Source organism: Bradyrhizobium sp. 61, assembly GCF_023073075.1.
Taxonomy (GTDB): domain Bacteria; phylum Pseudomonadota; class Alphaproteobacteria; order Rhizobiales; family Xanthobacteraceae; genus Bradyrhizobium; species Bradyrhizobium barranii.
Genome location: NZ_JADPIU010000052.1, coordinates 651273 through 670088, shown reverse-complemented (window position 1 = coordinate 670088; position 18816 = coordinate 651273). Strand labels below are relative to the sequence as shown.

Annotated in this window: 15 protein-coding genes; 6 read left to right on the top strand and 9 right to left on the bottom strand. The window is 64.7% G+C overall.

Annotation, left to right across the window (positions count from 1 at the left end):
* Positions 1-34: 34 nt before the first annotated feature.
* The 7 genes from IVB46_RS18100 to IVB46_RS18070 form a co-directional block, all read right to left on the bottom strand.
* Positions 35-958, bottom strand: a complete 924-nt coding sequence (locus tag IVB46_RS18100) for a helix-turn-helix domain-containing protein (protein WP_247304272.1) — start codon at positions 956-958, stop codon at positions 35-37.
* 273 nt (positions 959-1231) lie between these two features.
* Positions 1232-3097 (bottom strand): ABC transporter ATP-binding protein, encoded by a 1866-nt coding sequence (locus IVB46_RS18095; RefSeq protein WP_247304274.1) that lies wholly within the window; start codon positions 3095-3097, stop codon positions 1232-1234.
* 9 nt (positions 3098-3106) lie between these two features.
* On the bottom strand, positions 3107-4033 hold the full coding sequence (locus IVB46_RS18090) for a glyoxylate/hydroxypyruvate reductase A (protein ID WP_247304276.1): 927 nt from the start codon (positions 4031-4033) through the stop codon (positions 3107-3109).
* A 13-nt stretch (positions 4034-4046) separates the two neighbouring features.
* Positions 4047-5375 (bottom strand): FAD-binding oxidoreductase, encoded by a 1329-nt coding sequence (locus tag IVB46_RS18085; protein WP_247304278.1) that lies wholly within the window; start codon positions 5373-5375, stop codon positions 4047-4049.
* A 55-nt stretch (positions 5376-5430) separates the two neighbouring features.
* Positions 5431-6306 (bottom strand): ABC transporter permease, encoded by an 876-nt coding sequence (locus IVB46_RS18080; RefSeq protein WP_247304280.1) that lies wholly within the window; start codon positions 6304-6306, stop codon positions 5431-5433.
* Positions 6307-6308: 2 nt separating this feature from the next.
* On the bottom strand, positions 6309-7259 hold the full coding sequence (locus IVB46_RS18075; RefSeq protein WP_166102277.1) for an ABC transporter permease: 951 nt from the start codon (positions 7257-7259) through the stop codon (positions 6309-6311).
* 27 nt (positions 7260-7286) lie between these two features.
* Positions 7287-8978 carry a peptide ABC transporter substrate-binding protein gene (locus IVB46_RS18070; RefSeq protein WP_247304282.1) on the bottom strand — a complete coding sequence of 564 codons (1692 nt, stop codon included), beginning with the start codon at positions 8976-8978 and terminating at the stop codon, positions 7287-7289.
* A gap of 203 nt (positions 8979-9181) precedes the next feature.
* Between IVB46_RS18070 and IVB46_RS18065 the strand changes: the two genes are divergently transcribed.
* Positions 9182-9814 (top strand): cupin domain-containing protein, encoded by a 633-nt coding sequence (locus IVB46_RS18065; protein ID WP_085405186.1) that lies wholly within the window; start codon positions 9182-9184, stop codon positions 9812-9814.
* A 134-nt stretch (positions 9815-9948) separates the two neighbouring features.
* Positions 9949-11805 carry an ATP-binding protein gene (locus IVB46_RS18060; protein WP_247304284.1) on the top strand — a complete coding sequence of 619 codons (1857 nt, stop codon included), beginning with the start codon at positions 9949-9951 and terminating at the stop codon, positions 11803-11805.
* Between the two features lie 11 nt (positions 11806-11816).
* On the opposite strand, the gene IVB46_RS18055 is transcribed toward IVB46_RS18060, so the two are convergent.
* Complete coding sequence (locus IVB46_RS18055; protein ID WP_247304797.1) at positions 11817-12842, bottom strand: AraC family transcriptional regulator; 1026 nt, start codon at positions 12840-12842, stop codon at positions 11817-11819.
* Between the two features lie 186 nt (positions 12843-13028).
* Here IVB46_RS18055 and IVB46_RS18050 point away from each other — a divergent pair, with 186 nt between their 5' ends.
* From IVB46_RS18050 to IVB46_RS18035, 4 genes are all read left to right on the top strand, one after another.
* Positions 13029-13478: a cupin domain-containing protein gene (locus IVB46_RS18050; protein WP_063981444.1), complete on the top strand. Its 450-nt coding sequence runs from the start codon at positions 13029-13031 to the stop codon at positions 13476-13478.
* Positions 13479-13577: 99 nt separating this feature from the next.
* A complete protein-coding gene (locus tag IVB46_RS18045) occupies positions 13578-15071 on the top strand; it encodes an NAD(P)/FAD-dependent oxidoreductase (RefSeq protein ID WP_247304287.1) in 1494 nt (497 codons plus the stop codon).
* A gap of 102 nt (positions 15072-15173) precedes the next feature.
* Positions 15174-16247, top strand: coding sequence for a hypothetical protein (locus IVB46_RS18040; RefSeq protein WP_247304289.1), 1074 nt, complete (start codon positions 15174-15176; stop codon positions 16245-16247).
* 318 nt (positions 16248-16565) lie between these two features.
* Entirely contained in the window at positions 16566-17348 is a 783-nt protein-coding gene (locus IVB46_RS18035) for a hypothetical protein (protein WP_166343939.1), read from the top strand.
* A 113-nt stretch (positions 17349-17461) separates the two neighbouring features.
* Here IVB46_RS18035 and IVB46_RS18030 read toward each other — a convergent pair whose 3' ends face one another.
* Entirely contained in the window at positions 17462-18805 is a 1344-nt protein-coding gene (locus IVB46_RS18030) for a cytochrome c peroxidase (RefSeq protein WP_247304291.1), read from the bottom strand.
* Between the last annotated feature and the right edge of the window lie 11 nt (positions 18806-18816).

Below are 18816 nucleotides of genomic sequence, written 5' to 3'. Positions count from 1 at the left end.
CGGATTGAAGATGGAACTTTGACGCGAAAACGCTCTACGCGTCCTGCCCGCCATGGGTTTCGCGGCGCCATGCGCCCGGACTGACGCCGACCATCTGCGTGAACACCCGCGTGAAATGGCTTTGATTGGCAAATCCGGCCGAGATCGCAATCTCGGACAACGGCAGGTTGCGGACGGTCATCAGCTGCGTGGCCGCCTTCACGCGCTGGCGCAGCAGCCATTGATGCGGCGGCAGGCCGGTGGAGATCCGGAATGCGCGTGAAAAGTGGCTGACCGAGAGGCCGAGCTCGGTCGCGATCTGCTCCAGCGCGACCTTGCCTGAGAGATCGGAGTCGAGCCGGTCGCACGCGCGCTTCACCTGCCATGGCGCGAGGCCGCCGCGGTTAGGCTCAGCGACAGGCTTCAGCCCGCCATAGGTCTGGGCGACGTGGGCGGTGAGCGCGAGCATCATGTGATCGACGAAAAGCTGGTTGGTCTCGTCAGGCCGGCGCAGTGCTTCCTGCAAGCTGGCGCCGATATGACGGATGACCCCGTCGTCATGGCCCACACCGGGCTCGTAACTGAGCTCGCCAATGCGCGGCGCGCCGGGTTGCCTCGCCATGTCGTGAAGGGCCGAGCGCGGCAAATAGAAGAAGAGCGAGTGAAACGGTTTGTCGATCACATAGCGCGGGTCGCGCTTGAGGTCGTACAGATAGGTCGCGCCCGCACGAATATCCTCCCTGGTGACGTAGCGGCCTTCCTCCCAACATTCGCAAGCGGGATAGTCGCGGAGCTTCAGGCTGACAAGGTAAGCATCTTCAGCCGGCAACGAGCCGGAAAGTTCGGACGTCGGCTTGTCATTGCGGACTTCGGTGACCGCGAGCTCCGCGCTGCGCAGCGAGCGCGTGATCAGAACCGGAGCTTCCTTCACGTGAAGGCCCCGCCCGAGCCTCTGCCCGTAGACGCCTGCTTGTGTCATTTCAATATTCCATCCGTGAAAGGCACGTCTGCGCCAGCCTTTCCGAGTCGATGCATTATCGGAGATCGACGGCCGACGGTCCAGCTTCGCCGGATTAGCATATAGATTGTGGCAGGCAGTCGCACTCCGTCGCGACGAGGTGAATTCATTGTGATTTCAGCACGATTTCACAGGCTTGGCATCGCGAAGGACAACAGCGTTAACGTGTGCGGCTGATCAGGGCACGATTTTATCGTGCGTTCTGGAAAGCATCCGCTGCGCGCCTTTGCGCCGCTAGGCCGACCATTCCTCGCCCCAGACCTGGACGACGTGGCCGGGCGAGACTTCGCGATACTGCCGGACCGGCGGCTGATAATCCGGTGCGCGCACCGGGCTTCTGATCTCGTCGTTCGAGGTCTCGCGCTTCGTGCCGCGGCGCGACGGATCGGGCACGGGCACCGCGGCCATCAGCTTCTTCGTGTAGGGATGCTGCGGATTGCCGAACAAGGCTGCGCGCGGGCCGGTCTCGACGATCTCGCCGAGATACATCACGGCGACGCGATGGCTCATGCGTTCGACCACCGCGATGTCGTGGGAAATGAAGAGATAAGCAAGGCCCATGCTGGCCTGGAGGTCGAGCATCAGGTTGACGACCTGCGCCTTGACCGAGACGTCGAGGGCGGAGACCGCTTCGTCCGCAACGATCAGCTTCGGCCCGAGCGCGAGCGCGCGCGCAATGCAGATGCGCTGGCGCTGGCCACCGGAGAATTCGTGCGGAAAGCGCGCGGCCATGTCGGCGGTCAGGCCGACGCGCACGAGGAGGTCGGCGACCTTGTCGCGCGCCTGCGATGCCGTGGCGAGCCCGTTGGCGAGCACCGGCGCTGCGATCGCCGTCCCCACCGACATGCGCGGATTGAGACTCGCGAACGGATCCTGGAATACGATCTGCATCTGCTTGCGGAAGTCACGCAAGGTCCGGGCGTTCATGGCGAGGACGTCCTGGCCGTCGACCAGGACGGTGCCGCTGTCCGGCTCCGTCAGCTTGAGGATGGAACGGCCTGTCGTCGACTTGCCGCAACCGGATTCGCCAACCAGCGCGAGCGTCTCGCCGGCGCGCAGGGTGAAGGAGATGTTCTCGACCGCGTGGACGCGGCCCGAAACCTTGCCGAACAAGCCGGAGCGGATCGGAAAGCGCGTGGAGAGGTTGGAGACTTCGAGCAGCGGCCGCTCGGCGGTTGAGACCGTCTCAGGTGTCTCCGTCGGCTCGTCCGAGGTACCCGTCACCTTGTCGACGATCGGAAACCGCATCGGCCGCGTCCGCCCGCCCATGGAACCGAGACGCGGCACAGCCGCGAGCAGCGCGCTTGTGTAGGGGTGCGAGGGTGCTGCGAAGATGCGCGCGGTCGCATCGGTCTCGACCGCCTGCCCGCCATACATCACCACGGTACGGTCCGCGATCTCGGCGACCACGCCCATGTCGTGGGTGATGAAGAGGATCGACATCCCCTCCTCCTGCTGGAGCTCCTTCAGAAGCTCCAGGATCTGCGCCTGGATGGTGACGTCGAGTGCCGTGGTCGGCTCGTCGGCGATCAGCAGCTTCGGCTTGCAGGCGAGCGCCATCGCGATCATCACGCGCTGGCGCATGCCGCCGGAGAAACGATGCGGATGCTCGTGGAAGCGTGATGCCGCCGCGGGAATGCGGACACGATCGAGCAGACGGATGGTCTCGGCCTCCGCCGCCGCGCGCGACAGGCCGCGATGCTGGATCAGCGCCTCGGCGATCTGGAAGCCGATGGTGAGCACCGGATTGAGGCTCGTCATCGGCTCCTGGAAGATCATGGCGACATCGTTGCCACGAACATCCGTCATGCTCGCTTCGGACAGCGTCAGCAGATCGCGGCCCGCGAGCGTGACGCGCCCCTCGACGCGGCCGCTCTCCTTCGGAATGAGCCGCATGATGGAAAGCGCGGTGACGCTCTTGCCCGAACCGGACTCGCCGACGATCGCCACGGTTTCTTTGGCCGCGATATCGAACGACACGTCGCGGACGACGGGAATCCATTGCCGCTCGCGCAGAAAGGACGTGGTCAGGCCCGCGACCGACAACACGGGCGCCTGCGCTTCGGCAACGAGATCAGGCCTGCTTGCGCCGATGCTCATGCGATTGCCCTAATAGCCGCGACTGCGATCGACGCGCCCCGGCAGATCTTCGCCGCGGCGGTGGCGCGCGATGACGTCGAGCACGAAATCGACGGCCGTATCAGGCGTCGTCATGCTGGCATTGTGCGGCGTCAGCAGGATGCGCGGGTGGCTCCAGAACGGATGGCCGGCGGGCAGCGGCTCGGGATCGGCGACATCGAGCACCGCACCGGATAGCGCGCCGCTGTCGAGCGCCGCGAGAAAATCGGCTTGGACGAGATGCGGGCCACGCCCGACATTGACGAGCCCTGCTCCGCGCGGCAGGCGCGCGAACAGATCGGCATTGAGGATGCCGCGGGTCTCGTCGGTCAGCGGCAGCAGGCAGACGAGAATGTCGGCCTGCGCGAGAAACTCTGGCAAGGTGTCCGTACCGGCGTAACAGGTGGCGGCTTCAATCTCGCGCGGCGAACGATTCCAGCCGAGAAGCGGAAAGTCGAACGCCTTGAGCCGGTCGAGCACGGCCTGGCCGAGCTGGCCGAGCCCCATCACGCCGACACGACGACGTTTGGCCGGCGTGATCCGAATCTCGCGCCAGACCTGTTCCTTCTGCTGGCTGATGAAGTGCAGGAGATCGCGATGCAGCGCGAGCACGGCCATGGTGACGTACTCCACCATGGTCTCGGCGATGCCGGGTTCCAGCATGCGGACGAGCGGAATGTGCGCCGGAACTTTTGTGGCATCGAACTGATCCACGCCCGCACCGACCGAAAACACCAGTTCGAGATTGGGAAAGGTCGTCGCGATGTTATCAGGCGGCACCCACGCCACCAGGTAGCGCACCTCTGCGGGATCGCCGATGTCGGGCCAGAGCCGGAACGGCACATCGGGCGCGCGCTCGGCGAAGAAGCGCGCCCATTCGGCGCCGCGAACCATGTTGGCCTTGTAGAGAACCGTCATGCCACCAGCACTCTCAGAACGGGCTGACCGGCGCGAGACGCCGGCCGTCGATCATTCGCTTGTGGCTGTAGGCCCCGGGATCGACCAGCGGCGTCGCGCCGGTCACGATGTCGGCGGCGAGCTTGCCGGCCGCAGGACCGATGCCAAAGCCATGGCCGGAGAAGCCGGTCGCGAGGAAGAAGCCCGGCAAGGCATCGACCGGCGAGATCACGGGAATGGTGTCCGGCGTGCAGTCGATCGTGCCGCCCCAGGCTTCCGCGATCTCGATGTCCTTCAATTCGGGATTCGACTTGATCAGCGAAGCCAGCGCCGCGTTGACCAGCGACATGTCAGGCGCCGGATCGCGCACCCGCTCGGTCTCGAACGGCGACGGCTTGTCAAAACTCCAGCTCGTGCCGCGCACGATCTGGTCGAAGAACGACTTGCCGAACGACAGTTTCAGCCCGTTCTTGCGATGCAGGTAGGTCGGCCAGAAGGTGCGCGCGTAGCGGAACAGGTCTGGCGACAGTTCGACCGTGCCGCGGCCGCGCAGCGCCAGTGTAAAACCGCCGTCGAGGCGGCGGCGGATACAGTAGAAGTCGGTGCCGAGCGCGCCGGACGTGATCTCCGGTCCCGGCGTGGTTCGGCATGCGGTGGCGTTGACGAGACCGATCGGCAGCTCGATGCCATGACGGCGGCAGAACAGCGACGACCACGCGCCGCCCGACAGCAGCACGGACTGGGTGCGAATGGTGCCCTTCTCGGTGACGACGGCGCTGACCCGTCCGCCCTGCGTTTCCAGTCCGCGCGCAGCGCAGCCCTGATGGATGGTCACCCCGTGCTTGCGTGCGGCGGTGGCGAGCGCCGGCACGGCCATCGACGGCTCGGCGCGGCCGTCGCTCGGCGTGTGCAGGCCGCCGACCCATTTCTCGGAATTGCCGGGCAGGCGCTCGGCGACTTCCGCCGGTGTCAGGACGGTCGAGTGGACCTGCATCTCGCGCGCCGTTGCGGCCCATCGCTCCCAACTGGCCAGCTCGTCCTTGCTTTTGGTCAGAAACAGCACGCCGGTGCGGCGGAAGCCGGCATCGACACCGGCATCGTTCTGCATGTCCTCCCATAGCCGGAGCGCCTCGCGGGCCAGCGGGATCTCCTCGCGGGCGCGGCCCTGCTGGCGGCACCAACCCCAATTGCGGCTCGACTGCTCGCCGCCGACATGGCCTTTCTCGACGAGGGCGACGGAGAGACCCTTCTTCGCCAGATGATAGGCCGCGGACACGCCGATGACACCGCCGCCGATGACGACGACGTCCACCTGCGCCGGCAGGCGTTCGTCGCTGTTTATACGGGTGAGCGGCGGGGACATGGGACACTCCAGCTATTCAGTTCGATCGAAGCAAGTCGGCTCGGGGGCAGGCTCATCATGGGATGTTCATTCGCGGGTCGAGCGCGTCGCGCAGGCCGTCGCCGAGGAAATTGAAGCTCGTCACCGCGAGCGTGATGGCGACGCCCGGCACGATCGCAAGCCACGGCGCGCTGGTGAGATAGATCTGCGCGTTGTTGAGCATGTTGCCCAAGCTCGCGGCCGGCGGCTGGACGCCGTAGCCGAGGTAGCTGAGATAGGATTCCAGCAGGATCGCCTTGGCGACGTTCAGCGTCGCCGCGACCACGATCGGCGCGATCGCATTGGGCACGAGCTCGCGAAACATGATCCGCAGGTTCGACGAGCCGAATGCGAGCGCAGCAACCGCAAACTCACGTTCTCGCAGCGAGCGCACCTGGGCCTCGACGACGCGGGCCACCCACATCCAGGCGGTCGCCGCGATCAGGACGGTCGTGGTGATCAGGCCGGGCTCGGTAAGCGCCGCCAGCGCGAGCAGCAGGAAGATCGTCGGAAAGCACAGCACGGCGTCGACCAGCCGCATCAGGATCGCGCCGACCACGCCGCCATAGAAGCCGGCAAAGGCGCCAACGACGATGCCGACGACCATTGCAATCACCATTGCGACGATGCCGATCGTGAGCGAGACGCGTCCGCCCATCATCAGCCGCGCCAGCACGTCACGGCCAAGTTCATCCGTGCCGAGGATATGCGCCCCGGAGAGCGGCGGCGCGAATCGCTTCATGATGTCGATATAGGTGTCGTCGAACGGCAGCAGATAGGGACCGAACGCTGAGCCGAGGACGAGAACCAGAATGATGACAGCACCCGCAAGCGCAAGGCGATGTCGGCGAAAGCGCCGCCATGCGGCCTGGCCGGGCGCAAGCTGAACGGTCGAGAGGGTCGCAGCCGTCATCCCTAGCCCACCCGGATGCGCGGATCGACGACGGCGTAGAGGATGTCGGCGAGCAGCGAGCCGATCAGCACCATGGTCGCCGAGAACATCAGGATGCCCATCACCACGGGATAGTCGCGGTAGCCGATGGAATCCAGGAACAGCCGGCCCATGCCGGGCCAGGTGAACACGGTCTCGGCGACCAGCGCGCCGCCGAGCAGCGTCGGAAACTGGAGGCCGGCCACCGTGATCATCGGCAGCAGGGCGTTGCGCAGCGCGTGCACGGTGAGGATGCGCCATTCCGGCATGCCCTTGGCGCGCGCGGTGCGGATGTAATCCTGGTTGATCACCTCGAGCATGGAGGAGCGCATGAAGCGGCCCCACATCGCGGTCTCGACCAGCGCCAGCACCAGCGCCGGCGCAATCAGATGATGCAGCAGGTCGAGGAAGGAGCCATCGCCGACGGTTTGGCGATTGCCGGCCGGCAGCCAGCCGAGCTTCACCGAGAACACGTAGATGGTGACGAGGCCGAACCAGAAGGTCGGGATCGACAGCGCGATCATGGCGCCGACGGTCGCCAGCGTGTCGAACAGCGAATAGCGGCGCAGCGCGCCCAGCACGCCGATCCAGCAACCGAGCAAAACCGCGATGATGGTCGCCGTCGCCATCAGCTCCAGCGTGGCGCCGAGATGGGAGGAGATCACCGACAGCACCGCCTCGCCGTCGCGATAAGACTTGCCCCAATCGCCTTTCAGCATGCGGCCGAACCAGTCGAGATACTGGATCGGCAACGGGCGATCGAGGCCGAGCTGCCTGGTGACGCGGTCGAGATCCTCCTGCGTCATCTGCGCGGACGCCGCGTATTGCGACAGCGGACCGCCGGGTGCCAGATGCAGGATGGCAAACCCGATCGCGGAGACGATCACCAGCAGCATGATCGCCTGCGCCAGGCGGTTGACGACGTAACGGGCCATCTCAGGCGATCCAGCGAGCCTGAGGCATCAGGCCCAGTACCATTCGCGGATGTTCCAGCAATTGATCGAGGTGTTGATGTTGGGACGGAAGCCTTGCAGCCCCTCCTTCACGCCTTCGGCGATAAAACCCTGGAACAGCGGCAGGATGGCGAGGTCGTTGCGGATCAGCTTCTGCAGATCGCCGTAGGTCGTCTTGCGCTGGGCGAGATCGAACTGCTTGGCGCCCTCGGCAAGGAGACGATCGGCCTCGGCGCTGTTGTACTGATATGTGTTGAAGCCACGGCCGCCCTTGGCAGGGATAGCGCCGGAGCCGAAGCGCGGCGTCACGTCGGGGTCGCTGCCGAGCATGAAGTTCACGGACACCAGCACCGAATTGAACTTCGACTGCTGCCAGAAATCACCCCAGATCACGGCGGCCGGCATGTTGTTGACCCGCATCGCCGCGCCGATCGCGCGCCAGTCCTGGATCAGGAGCTGCTGGGTCTGCTCGCGCACCGCATTGCCCGACGTCGTCGAGTTGGTGAATTCGAGCTTGACCCCACCCTTCTCGCGGATGCCGCCGGAGCCGCGGGTCCAGCCGGCGGCATCGAGCAACGCGTTGGCCTTGGCCGGATCGTATTTGTGCTGCGGCAGGCCCTGCTGGAACGACCAGGCCTGTTGCGGCACGAAGCTCTCGGTCTGCGTCGGCAGGCCGTAGTTCAGCGCATCGATGATCGCCTGCTTGTTGATGGCAAGGTAGAGCGCCTCGCGCACCGCGCGATCGGCGAAGGGGCCGAATTCGAGATTGGGCGCGACGTGCTCCACCGACGACGTCGCGGAGACGAAGATCTTGCGGCCCTTCAGCGTCTTCGCCTCCTGCACGAAGTTCGGCAAAATGCCTTGCAGGCCGGTGTAGTCGACCTGCCCCGTGCGGAACTGGGTGTAGAGCACGGTGAGATCGGGAATGTATTTGAAGACCACGCGTTCGACGTAAGGTCCTTTGCCGTGATAGCCGGCGTGGGCATTCAATTGAATGTGGTCGCCGGGCACGCGCTCGCCCCAGCGGAACGGCCCGGTGCCGACAGGCGCATTGTGGAACGGCGAGGCGTTCGGATCCGACAGCTTTTCCAGGATGTGCTTTGGCACGATGAAGGTGAGCGACAGGATCGACATGTAGGGCGAATAGGGGGCCTCCATCCGCCAGTGGATCTCGTCGGGCGCGACGACCTTGATGTCCTTGACGAGGTTGTGGCCGACGCGGTTGCGGACGCGGAAGTCGGGATTGTTGATCAGGTCCAGCGAGAACTTCACGTCCTCGGCCGTGAACGGCGTGCCGTCGTGCCATTTCACGTCGCTGCGCAGCTTGATCTTCCAGGTCAGGCCGTCGGCCGACAGGCCGCCATTCTCGACGGTCGGGACTTCGCGCGCGAGATCAGCGACGAACTTGCCGTCGGGTTCGATGAACCAGAGCGGCGAGAACACCTGCCACCAGATGCCCTGATCGACCTCGATGCCCGGCATCAGCGGATGGAAGACGGTCGGCTCCTGCGACAGCGCCGCGATCACCTGCCCGCGCGGCTTGTCCGGCGGATTGGTCGGGCGTTCGCTCTGCGCAAAGGCGTTGCCCGCAAGGGTCCATCCCGCCGCCGCGCCCGCGCCGAGCTGGAAAAATTGTCGGCGATTCGGAATGCCGAGATGACGCAGTCCGCCAACGCCGAACTTGCCGGTGCTGTCTGCCATGACCAGTCTCCGTTCCCGCACACGGCACCGTCTCCCGCGCCCCCGAGACCCGGCAAAGGGACAGGAGTGGGCTTTAGTGCTTCTAAATTTTTCAGTCAAAAGTTCATCATGACTAAATACAGCTGTCAATCACATTGCTAGGATGCGCGACCTTTTCACGCCGCCGGCCATTCCGGCGGCGAGGCAATGCATGGGAGAGCGACATGGATGGTCGCGGCGAGACCAACGGCCCGAAGGACGCCCCGGCGATCGAGGCTGACGATGCGGTCGACCAGCGGCTCGGCGAAACCGTGCGGTTGCTGCGGCAGCGCGCCGGCCTCTCGATCCAGGACGTCGCCACCAAGACCGGGCTCTCCAACGGCATGATCAGCCAGCTCGAACGCGCGCGTGCCATGCCGTCGATACGGACGCTGCGCCTGCTCAGCATCGCGCTCGACGTGCCCATCTCCTATTTCTTCGAGACCACCGATCCCGCCGACGTGCAGCGCTACATCGTGCGCAAGAACAGCCGGCGCCTGTTGCGGCTCACCGCCAGCGGCGTCGTCAAGGAAGCGCTGACGCCGGCAGACGAGGGCCAGCTCGAACTCTACGAGTTGACGCTCAACCCCGGCGCCTCGTCCGGCACCGACTTCTTGCAGCACACCGGCGAGAAGGCCGGGTACATCCTGTCCGGCAGCCTGCGGCTGTGGCTCGACAACCAGGCTCATCTGCTCGAGGCCGGCGACAGTTTCCGCTTTCCGAGCATCGTGCCGCACATGTTCGACAACCCGACCCAGCAGGCCGCGCGTGTGATCTGGGTCACGACGCTGCGCCAGACCGATTCGCCGGCAGGTTGAGCGCAAGGAACGCCGGCGCCCCGCCGGAAATTGCCCCTCGACGCAGGCTCGCGGAGCCTGTAGCTGACGTGAAGCCGGAGCAATCTACAGCCCGAGCGCGAGGGTCCCGCGATTGACGTCGTTGGTGTGAGACCATGAAACTCAGACCGCTTCTGACACTCGCGCTGGCCGCGCAGGTCGCCGTGACCGCCGTGGCCCTCCTCGCCTCCTATGCCGCGACCGGGACCGGGTTCGGCTTGGCCCAGATCATCGCTTTGCTGGCAAGCGGCGCCGTTGCGGTGCTGCTCGCACGGCTGTGCACGCGCGCGATCGAAACGGCGCAGGACAAACGCGCCGCCGCGCAACTGGCCGAGCAGGCCCAGGCCGGCGCACAGATGACCCAGGCCGTCATCAAGACCGCGCTCGACGCCTTCGTTCAGACCGATGCGAACGGCATCGTCCTGGAGTGGAGTGTCCAGGCCGAGGCCCTGACCGGATGGACCCGCAAGGAGGCGCTCGGCGCCGACGTCGTCAACCTCCTCATCGCCGAGTCGCTCCGCGACGGCTTCAGGCAACGCATGATGCGGCTATTGCCGGAGCTGTCGGATACGCCGATCGGCATCCGGTTCGAAGCGACGCTGCTGCACCGGAACGGCGACCGGATCCTGATCGAGGCGTCGAGCACGGCGCTCCAGCTCGGCGGGCGCACCATCATCAACAATTTCGTCAAGGACGTCACCCAGAAGCGCGCGGCCGAGGAGCAACTGATCCAGGCCCAGAAGATGGAGGCGGTCGGCCAGCTCACCGGCGGCATCGCGCACGAATTCAACAACATGCTCACCGTGATCACGGGTACGATCGAGATCCTCGCCGACGCCGTGAAGGACGATCCGCCGCTTGCGACCATCACCAAGCTGATCAGCGAGGCGGCCGATCGCGGCGCCGCGCTGACATCGAGCCTGCTGTCCTTTGCCCGCAAGCAGGCGCTCCAGCCGGCCGAGATCGACGTCAACGAACTGCTCGAAGAAGTGGCAAAGCTGCTGCTGGCGACCTTCGACAAGAAGATCGAGATCGTGTCCAGGCTCGACCGCAACGTCTGGCTGGCTTTCGCCGACCGCGGCCAACTGAGCGCGGCGCTGCTCAACCTCGCGATCAACGCACGCGACGCGATGCAGGATGGCGGCAAGCTCACGCTGACGACACGCAACGTGGTGTTCGGCGTGCGCGAGGCCGTCGCGGTGGGCGCCGGCTATGCCGGCGACTATGTCGAGATCGAGATCGCCGATACCGGCACGGGTATTCCGCAAGCCATTCTCGAACGCATCTTCGATCCGTTCTTCTCGACCAAGGATGTCGGCAAGGGCACCGGGCTCGGTCTCAGCATGGTGTTCGGCTTCGTCAAGCAGTCCGGCGGCGGTATCAAGGTCACGTCTGAAGAAGGCCGCAGCACGATTTTCACGATCTACCTGCCGAAGGCCGAGACCAGCACGCTCCGACCGGCCGGCTATGACGAGCGCAAGGTCGTGGGTGGCACGGAGACAATCCTTTGCGTCGAGGACGATCGCGACGTCCGCCAATATGTCACCGTCCAGCTCGAAAGCCTCGGCTACAAGGTCATCTCCGCCGCCAACGCGACCGAAGCGCTCGCCATCGTGGCCGAAGGCACGCCGTTCGATCTGCTCTTCACCGACATCGTGATGGCCGGCGGCGTCAACGGACGCGAGCTCGCCGAACAGATGGTGGCTGCGCGGCCCTCGCTGCGGGTGCTGTTCACGTCGGGTTATGCCTACGATTCGCTGCACGCGCAGGGACGCGCCACCATGGGTGCGCCGCTGCTGGCAAAGCCGTACCGAAAAGCCGAGCTCGCGCGCATGCTGCGCCGCTCCCTCGACACCGCCGTCGATGCCGCGGGCGATCCGATCCCGACGCCCTACTCGGTGCAGGCTGATGTCGAGGGCTTTTTGCGGAGGCAAGCGGCTGAAGACAGCGGCACGACGCGATCGCGAAAATAGGCGTCTGCCGCCTAGCTCATCCTTCGCCGCAGCGTTGCCGACGGCGTCTCGCCGAATTTTTCGCGGTAGGCACCCGCCATGCGGCCAAGATGGGTGAAGCCGAGATCGAAGGCGATCTCGGTGATGGAGACATCCGGCGAAGCCTGCGCGAGCCGGACGTGCAGAGCAGCGAGGCGCATGTCGAGCAGCATCTCCGAGATCGATACGCCGAAGTGGCGGCGGAAGCCGAGCTGGAGCGCACGGACGCCGATCCCGGACGCGCAGGCGAGCTGCGCGAGGTCGAGCGGCTCACCGGCATTTTCCGCAAGATGGTCCCGCGCGGCGCGCAGTGCACGCGGCAAACGCTCGGCTTGCCCCGATAACCTCCTGATGGCATCCGACAGGCCATGGCGCTGGCCATTGAGGAGATGATCGAGCAGCACCTCGCGCCAATCGGCCATCGCGACCGGTGAAAGCCTGCCGGACGGCCCGAGACGCTCGGCGAGCAGCATCAGCTCGGCAAGGCTGGTCTGCAGGGCCTGCCCCGCCGGTGCGTCGAGGTCGATCGCGGCATCAAACTCGACTGGGCCGGCCGCCCTGCCCGACAGCGACGCAGCGCGTTGCTCGACCATGCGACGGTCGAGCAGCAGGATCGCCTGCGCACAGTCGCTCCACATCATCCGGGTCGGGATGGTCGGCGACAGCAGCGACGCCGTCCGGCCCGGCGCAGCATCGATTTCGCTGACGCCGGCACGAATGCGGGCGGTGCCGGTGAGCGGGACCTGTACCAGGAAGAAGCGCTCGAGGCAGCCGGGATCGATGCTCACCGACCCGCCATAGGCGACATAGTTGATCGAGAAGCCGTCGAACGCCGCGCAATTGTGCCGGGCTGAGAACCCCGGTCCGCGCGGCCGTACCGGCTTGAGATCGTGCGGGCAGAAGATGCGTCCGATCTGCTCTGCCGCTTCGTCGACATCGTCCGTGGTGACGCGGGCGAAGTCCGCAAGCCGTTCGGCTGCAGACGTTCTTGCGGTCATTTCCAGCACGGCTGCGGACATCATCGACCACGCTTCGCGTCACGGAATTGCTTTAAGCCTATAATGGTTCCTCGAACGCGGAAAGGGCCGCGTCGCAAAATCATCATGCTGCACGGCAACAGTCGCGTCCGGATTCGTTTAGCGGATAGACACCGACCGTCGACGGGTCGAAGCTCCATCCTCGCCGGAATCCATGAGGAGCGAGCCATGACTGCACTCGAAAAGGGCATAACCGCTGTTGGCACGGGCTATGGTGGCAAGAGCTGGAACATCCTTGGCCAGGTCTATTTTCCCAAGGCCGTCACAGATTCCACCTTCGCGTTCGAGACCAACAGCGAGCCCGGCCAGTTCGTGCCGGTGCACATCCATCCGACCCAGGACGAATTCATCCTGGTGCAGGAAGGCACGCTCGACCTCAAGCTCGACGGCCAATGGGTCAAGGCCCATGCCGGGGATCTCGTGCGCATGCCGCGCGGCATCCCGCACGGCTATTTCAACAAGTCCGACAAGCCGTGCCGCGCGCTGTTCTGGGTCTCGCCGATGCAGAAGCTGGAGGCGCTGTTCAACCAGCTCCACAATCTGACCGACCCCGCCGAAGTCGTGCGCATCTCGGCACTGCACGAGGTCGACTTCCTGCCGCCAGAGGCCAACGACTAAGCCTTCTCGTCCAGTTTCATCTGCTTGCGGGTCCGCCGGTCGCGCATCGCGGCCGAGCGCGGTCGCTTGCGCCCGAAACACACTTGATTGAGGAATCCCATGGTCAGTCCCAAGCATGTCTGCGTGATCGGCGCCGGCGTCTCCGGCCTCGCCGCCGCAAAGGCGTTCTCGAACCACGGCCACCGCGTCACCATCGTCGAGCGCAGTGCCGATCTCGGCGGCGTCTGGGAGCCGGCGCGCTCCTATCCCGAGGTGCAGACCCAGAGCCCGAAGGAGCTCTACCGCTACACCGATCGCGCCATGCCGGACACCTATCCGGAATGGCCGACCGGGCCGCAGGTCCATGCCTATCTCTGCGACTATGCGAGAAACTTCGGCCTCGACCACATGCTGCGCCTCAACACTGGGGTCGCCGGCATGGAGCGCCGCGCCGATGGCAAACCGGGCTGGACGCTCACGCTATCAAGCAAGGACGGCGCGACCACGAACGAGAATTTCGATTTCGTCGCGGTCTGCACCGGGCAGTTCAACGAGCCGCGCGAGCTGCATTGCCCGGGCGAGGACGGCTTTCTGGCGCAGGGCGGCCAGATCCTGCATTCGTCGACATACAGCGATCCAACGCTGGCGAAAGGGCGGCGCGTCGTCGTGCTCGGCGGCTCGAAGTCGGCGACCGACATCGCGGTGAACGCGGTGAAATCAGGTGCACGCGAAGTCACGATCGTGATGCGCGAGCCGGTGTGGCGCATTCCCTATTTCATCGGCGGGCTCGTGAACTTCAAGCGCATCCTCTACATCCGTGCGCAGGAGGAGATGTTTCCGGGCTGGGGCGCGAGCTCAATGGCACGGCTCGCGCACCGCATCGCCGCGCCGCTGATCTGGGCGAACTGGCGCGGACTGGAGAGCCTGCTGAAGGCGCAGCTCAAGCTGAACCGGTGCAAGATGGTGCCGAAGGAGCGGATCGAGGACGGCGTCAACTGCTCGGTGCCGATCGCAACGCCGGACTTCTACCCGATGGTCGCCGATGGCCGCATCAAGGCGGTGTTCGGCAGCTTCGACCACTATGAAGGCGACAGCATCGTGATAAGCGGCGGCGAGCGCGTCGCGGCCGACGTCGCCGTGCTCGCGATCGGCTACAAGCTCGGCGTGCCGTTCCTGCCCGAGGCCTATCGGCAAAAACTTGTCGATGCGGACGGGCAATACCGGCTCTACCGCCTGATCGCCAACCCTGATCTGCCGGAGATGGGCTTCGTCGGCTTCAACTCGTCGTTCTGCACCGTGCTCTGTGCCGACCTCGCGGCGAACTGGCTGGTTCGCTATGCCGACGGACAGCTCGCGAACCAGCCGACAGCGCAAGCGATGCGCGACAATGTCGAGATGATGCTGCACTTCAAGCGCGTCGAACGGCCGGCTGCCGGCGTCTATGGCGGCCTCTGCGTCGCGCCCTATCACTACCGCCATTTCGACGAGCTCATGGCCGATATCGGCGCCAAGAACCAGAAACGCGGCGGGCTCGCCGGACACTTCCAGCCGCCGGATGCGGATGCCTATGCGAAATTCCTGGCCTCGGCGCCGGAGTACCGGGCCACAGCGTAAGGTCGGAGAACCCGGACTGTGCGTGATTTGCAACTCGCCAGTCCGCGCGTTTGATGTTTACGATCCCGTGACCGACGAATCTCCGGCACATGGGAACCCGCCATGGGACGACGATGTCACGCCGCCATAGCCCTGGCGGTGCTTGGGCTGATCCTCACGACGTTCACAGTCGGCCGGGCACAAACGCTTAACGCGAAGCAATCGGAGGCGCTCACCACCTACGATCGCGCGCTCGGCGATTTCAAATCCATCCTTGCCGAGCGGCGCCGGCAGATCGAGGCGAAGGAGCCGCTGCCGAACCTGCCGGGACAGGCGCTCTATCTGGCACGCGTCGGTGTCATCAGTTCTTACAAGGATCTCACCGACGCCATGCCGTCGCGGATCGGCAAGCCCAACAAGTTCGAGATACCACCGGCCTATTTCGACGCCGACATTGAGCCGCTGATCGACGAATATTCAAAGCTGTTCGACGTCATGGAGGCGCCGCCCGCGGGCGCGCAGAACTCGGCGACGCCCTTCAAGGACGTCGTCGATCTCGCCACAGCTATCGCGCGCGCCAAGGGGCTCGCACCGGCTCACGCCGAAGCTGCGGGCCGGATCAGCCTCGGGTTGTTCTTCGCCGAGACCAACGGCAAGCAGAATGTCCGCAACGGGCGCTCGAATACCTATATGGGCAGCTTCCAGACCGGCCCGTCCGAGGACCGCAACGGCCGCAGGAAGTGGGAGGCCATCAGGGGAGACATCGCGGCAGCCGACCCAGAGCTGAGCGCGCGCGACGACAAGGAAGAGGCACGCGCCCGCGGCACGGACTATCGCTTCAACCATTGGACCAACGTGCGCGACGGCCTGATGAACGCGCACGCGGATGTGTTTCGGGAGATCCCGGGAATCGTGAAGACACTTCCCGATCCGATCGACCAGATGAAGCTGTTCGAGCTGATCCAGATCGTGCCGACCCCGACGCGGTCCGCGCTCAAGTCCGGCGATCTCCTGAATTACAGGGTGTCCAGTCCAACGATTATGAAGCACCTGCGCAACAACAGCATCTTCGCGTTTGGACAGGCCGACCGGGCGCGCAACTCGGCCAGCTTCCGGGAGATCCTCGCTGCGATGTGGCTGTTCAACCGCAAGTTCGAGCGCGCGATGGTGAAATATTCGGAGATCAAGGGGCGCTGAGGACATACAGAAGGCGACGCCCCGCGAGACTCAGCACAATTATAGATAGAGTGTGAGCTAGTTCATATCAGCGACCCCATGCCGGGCGTAGTTTTGCAAGGAGATGTCTCGCGTCCCGGCGCCAAAGCGTTGCGGGTTTCCGGACGTCAAGCCGAGCGAACATCTGTCAATCCATAGGAGGACAGGCCATGAAGTTCGCAGCACTGCTTTTTGTCTTCACTCTCGCCGCACTCACGACGACTGTTCCTGCAGATTCGGCCAACGCGTGCGCGCGCCCCTGCGGACACTATTGTTGCGGATAATCGGCGGAGAATTCCAATGCGCCCATTGGTCAAGTGGGGGGCATTAGTCGCGATCGTGAGCATCGCACCACTGGCATCCGTGGCCGCGATACATCTACGCACGCCCCCAAATAGGCTCAACGAAGCAATCACCGCTATCGGCTTTCACCCGATAACGCCACCGGTCCTCCTGCGCGCTCCAGGCTCCATCTATCATGTCTCTCCGAACGGCCAGGATTACGACATGCTGTGCGAAGTCTCGCCGGATCGGCTGGTCGGCGTCACTCGTACTTCATCTTCAGCGACCCAGGTCACTTCGGAGCTACGAAAGACACAGTATTCGCTCGACTCAAAAGTCGTGCGTTCGATTCAGTCACATACCGATGCAAAATTGGCAGAAGCTGTAAAGCTCGAGCTTGATGACGTTCAAGTGTTGGAAATCTCACTTGAAGATCTATCAATCATCGCGGAGGAGCTGTTCCGCCGCGAGTCCTGCGATCGGGAAGTGAAACGTTATCTGGAAAACGGGGAATACGTTTGCCAGGGACAGCGGGTTCTCAAGGCGTCGACGAAATACGTCGCGGCCTATGACAATTCAGCGGCGGGCTCCGTGGAGCAAACGACGGACTTGATAAGGAATAATTTCGATCCGACTGTCAGCATACAGGGCGGTCAGAGCCTCTCTGGAGCGAACCTCTATTATGGAATGAGACTGGCACCGCGGTGCCTGTCCCTCCAGGATGCCAAAAGGCAGCCACGGCCGCCGTCCTCGCTCTGGGACAGACTGGTCAATCACTTTCCTTCGCTTGAGTTCTTTTGAATACGGCCACGCGATCCGACACGGCGGCAGGAGTGTTCATGCAGGCGATGACTGACTTTTTCGCCGCATCCGCATCCCGGAATCATGCGTCGACACTCTAATTCGTCGGCACTCTAATTCTCCGCCTTGTAGCCGTCGGTCAGCGTCTTCAGAAACGCGATGATGTCGGCTTCGTCCTGCTCCGTCATTGCCGGCTTGTCGCCGGGGTGGCGATCGAAGGGCGGATCGGTGACGTCGACATTGGCATGATATTTTTGCGGCAGGTCGTCGTATTTCCGCACCGCGCCGTCGGCGCCGCGCGGAAAAACCTTTTCCGGATTGGTGTCGCGAAAATTGTAGAAATCCAGGACCTGCTCGAGGGTACTGAAAACGCCGTTATGGAAGAAGGCGTGGCGCGTCGCCGTGTTGCGCAGCGTCGGCGTCAGGAACATGCCGCAATATTGCGTCTGCTCGGGAATGTCGGTGCGCTGCGGGCCGCAGACGCCGAGATCGAAATGGCTGGGATCGCGATTGCCGGCGAGCGCGGCATTGCGCGGCGCGCCGAGCGCCTCGTATTGGTGATCGGTGAACAGCGGCGGCAGGCCGTCGCGGGTCGGCGCCGAGGTGTGACAGCCGGCGCAATTGGCCTTGTCGGGGTCGTTGAACATCTGCAGGCCGCGCAGCTCGCTTTCGGACAGTCGCGCCTTGCCCTCGAGCCAGTAATCGTACTTGCTGGTGTAGGGATGGAAGCTGACTTCCTCCACCTGATAGCGCGCCACGGCGAACATCGCCTCCGCGATCAGGAGCCGCTGATTTCTGAGCACGCCGGCGCCGAACAGCTCGACGAAGCGATTGGCGTAAGGCGCACGGCGCAGCTTGTCTGCGACGATCTCGGCACTGCCGCCGTCCATCTCGTTGGGGTCGAGCAGCGGGAACAACGCCTGGTCCTGGAGCGTGTCGGCGCGGCCGTCCCAGAACAGGCCGCCTTGCGGCACGATGTTCGCCGATGCGCCGATGCCGCCGGCCGTCTTCGTCGTCCGCGCAGCCTGCTGGCCGATTGCAGCCATCTGCGCGAGGTCGATGACGTTGTCGTCGTCGCCCTTGTCGGGGCCGATGCTGAAATTGGGGTGGCGATCGAGATAGGTCAGCGAGGGCACCGCGCGTGCGCCTTGCCGCGACAGGGCGGCGCCGCCGAGCATCACCGGCCCGTCATTGGGCGGGCCGTAGGCGTGATCCGGGCTGTGGCAGGATGCGCAGGACAGCGCACCGGACGACGACAGCGACGCGTCGTAGAAGATCTCCTTGCCGAGCTGCGCCATCGCGGACAATGGCGCGACGGGCGGGCGCATGAGGCGAACCGGATTCGGGTTCGCGCCGAGCTGGCTTGTCTCCGCAAGTCCCTGCGTCCCGGCCGCAAAGACGGCGCCGGCCAGACAAAGCAGGCCGGCGCCGAGGAGCCACATGGTGCGGCTGTTCATCAAGCGTCCCG

Coding starts and splice junctions, on each gene's coding strand:
- IVB46_RS18035 (WP_166343939.1), top strand. CDS start 16,566: ATGCGCCCATTGGTCAAGTGGGGGGCATTAGTCGCGATCGTGAGCATC.
- IVB46_RS18040 (WP_247304289.1), top strand. CDS start 15,174: ATGGGACGACGATGTCACGCCGCCATAGCCCTGGCGGTGCTTGGGCTG.
- IVB46_RS18080 (WP_247304280.1), bottom strand. CDS start 6,306: ATGACGGCTGCGACCCTCTCGACCGTTCAGCTTGCGCCCGGCCAGGCC.
- IVB46_RS18030 (WP_247304291.1), bottom strand. CDS start 18,805: ATGAACAGCCGCACCATGTGGCTCCTCGGCGCCGGCCTGCTTTGTCTG.
- IVB46_RS18100 (WP_247304272.1), bottom strand. CDS start 958: ATGACACAAGCAGGCGTCTACGGGCAGAGGCTCGGGCGGGGCCTTCAC.
- IVB46_RS18075 (WP_166102277.1), bottom strand. CDS start 7,259: ATGGCCCGTTACGTCGTCAACCGCCTGGCGCAGGCGATCATGCTGCTG.
- IVB46_RS18050 (WP_063981444.1), top strand. CDS start 13,029: ATGACTGCACTCGAAAAGGGCATAACCGCTGTTGGCACGGGCTATGGT.
- IVB46_RS18045 (WP_247304287.1), top strand. CDS start 13,578: ATGGTCAGTCCCAAGCATGTCTGCGTGATCGGCGCCGGCGTCTCCGGC.
- IVB46_RS18095 (WP_247304274.1), bottom strand. CDS start 3,097: ATGAGCATCGGCGCAAGCAGGCCTGATCTCGTTGCCGAAGCGCAGGCG.
- IVB46_RS18065 (WP_085405186.1), top strand. CDS start 9,182: ATGGATGGTCGCGGCGAGACCAACGGCCCGAAGGACGCCCCGGCGATC.
- IVB46_RS18090 (WP_247304276.1), bottom strand. CDS start 4,033: ATGACGGTTCTCTACAAGGCCAACATGGTTCGCGGCGCCGAATGGGCG.
- IVB46_RS18055 (WP_247304797.1), bottom strand. CDS start 12,842: ATGTCCGCAGCCGTGCTGGAAATGACCGCAAGAACGTCTGCAGCCGAA.
- IVB46_RS18085 (WP_247304278.1), bottom strand. CDS start 5,375: ATGTCCCCGCCGCTCACCCGTATAAACAGCGACGAACGCCTGCCGGCG.
- IVB46_RS18070 (WP_247304282.1), bottom strand. CDS start 8,978: ATGGCAGACAGCACCGGCAAGTTCGGCGTTGGCGGACTGCGTCATCTC.
- IVB46_RS18060 (WP_247304284.1), top strand. CDS start 9,949: ATGAAACTCAGACCGCTTCTGACACTCGCGCTGGCCGCGCAGGTCGCC.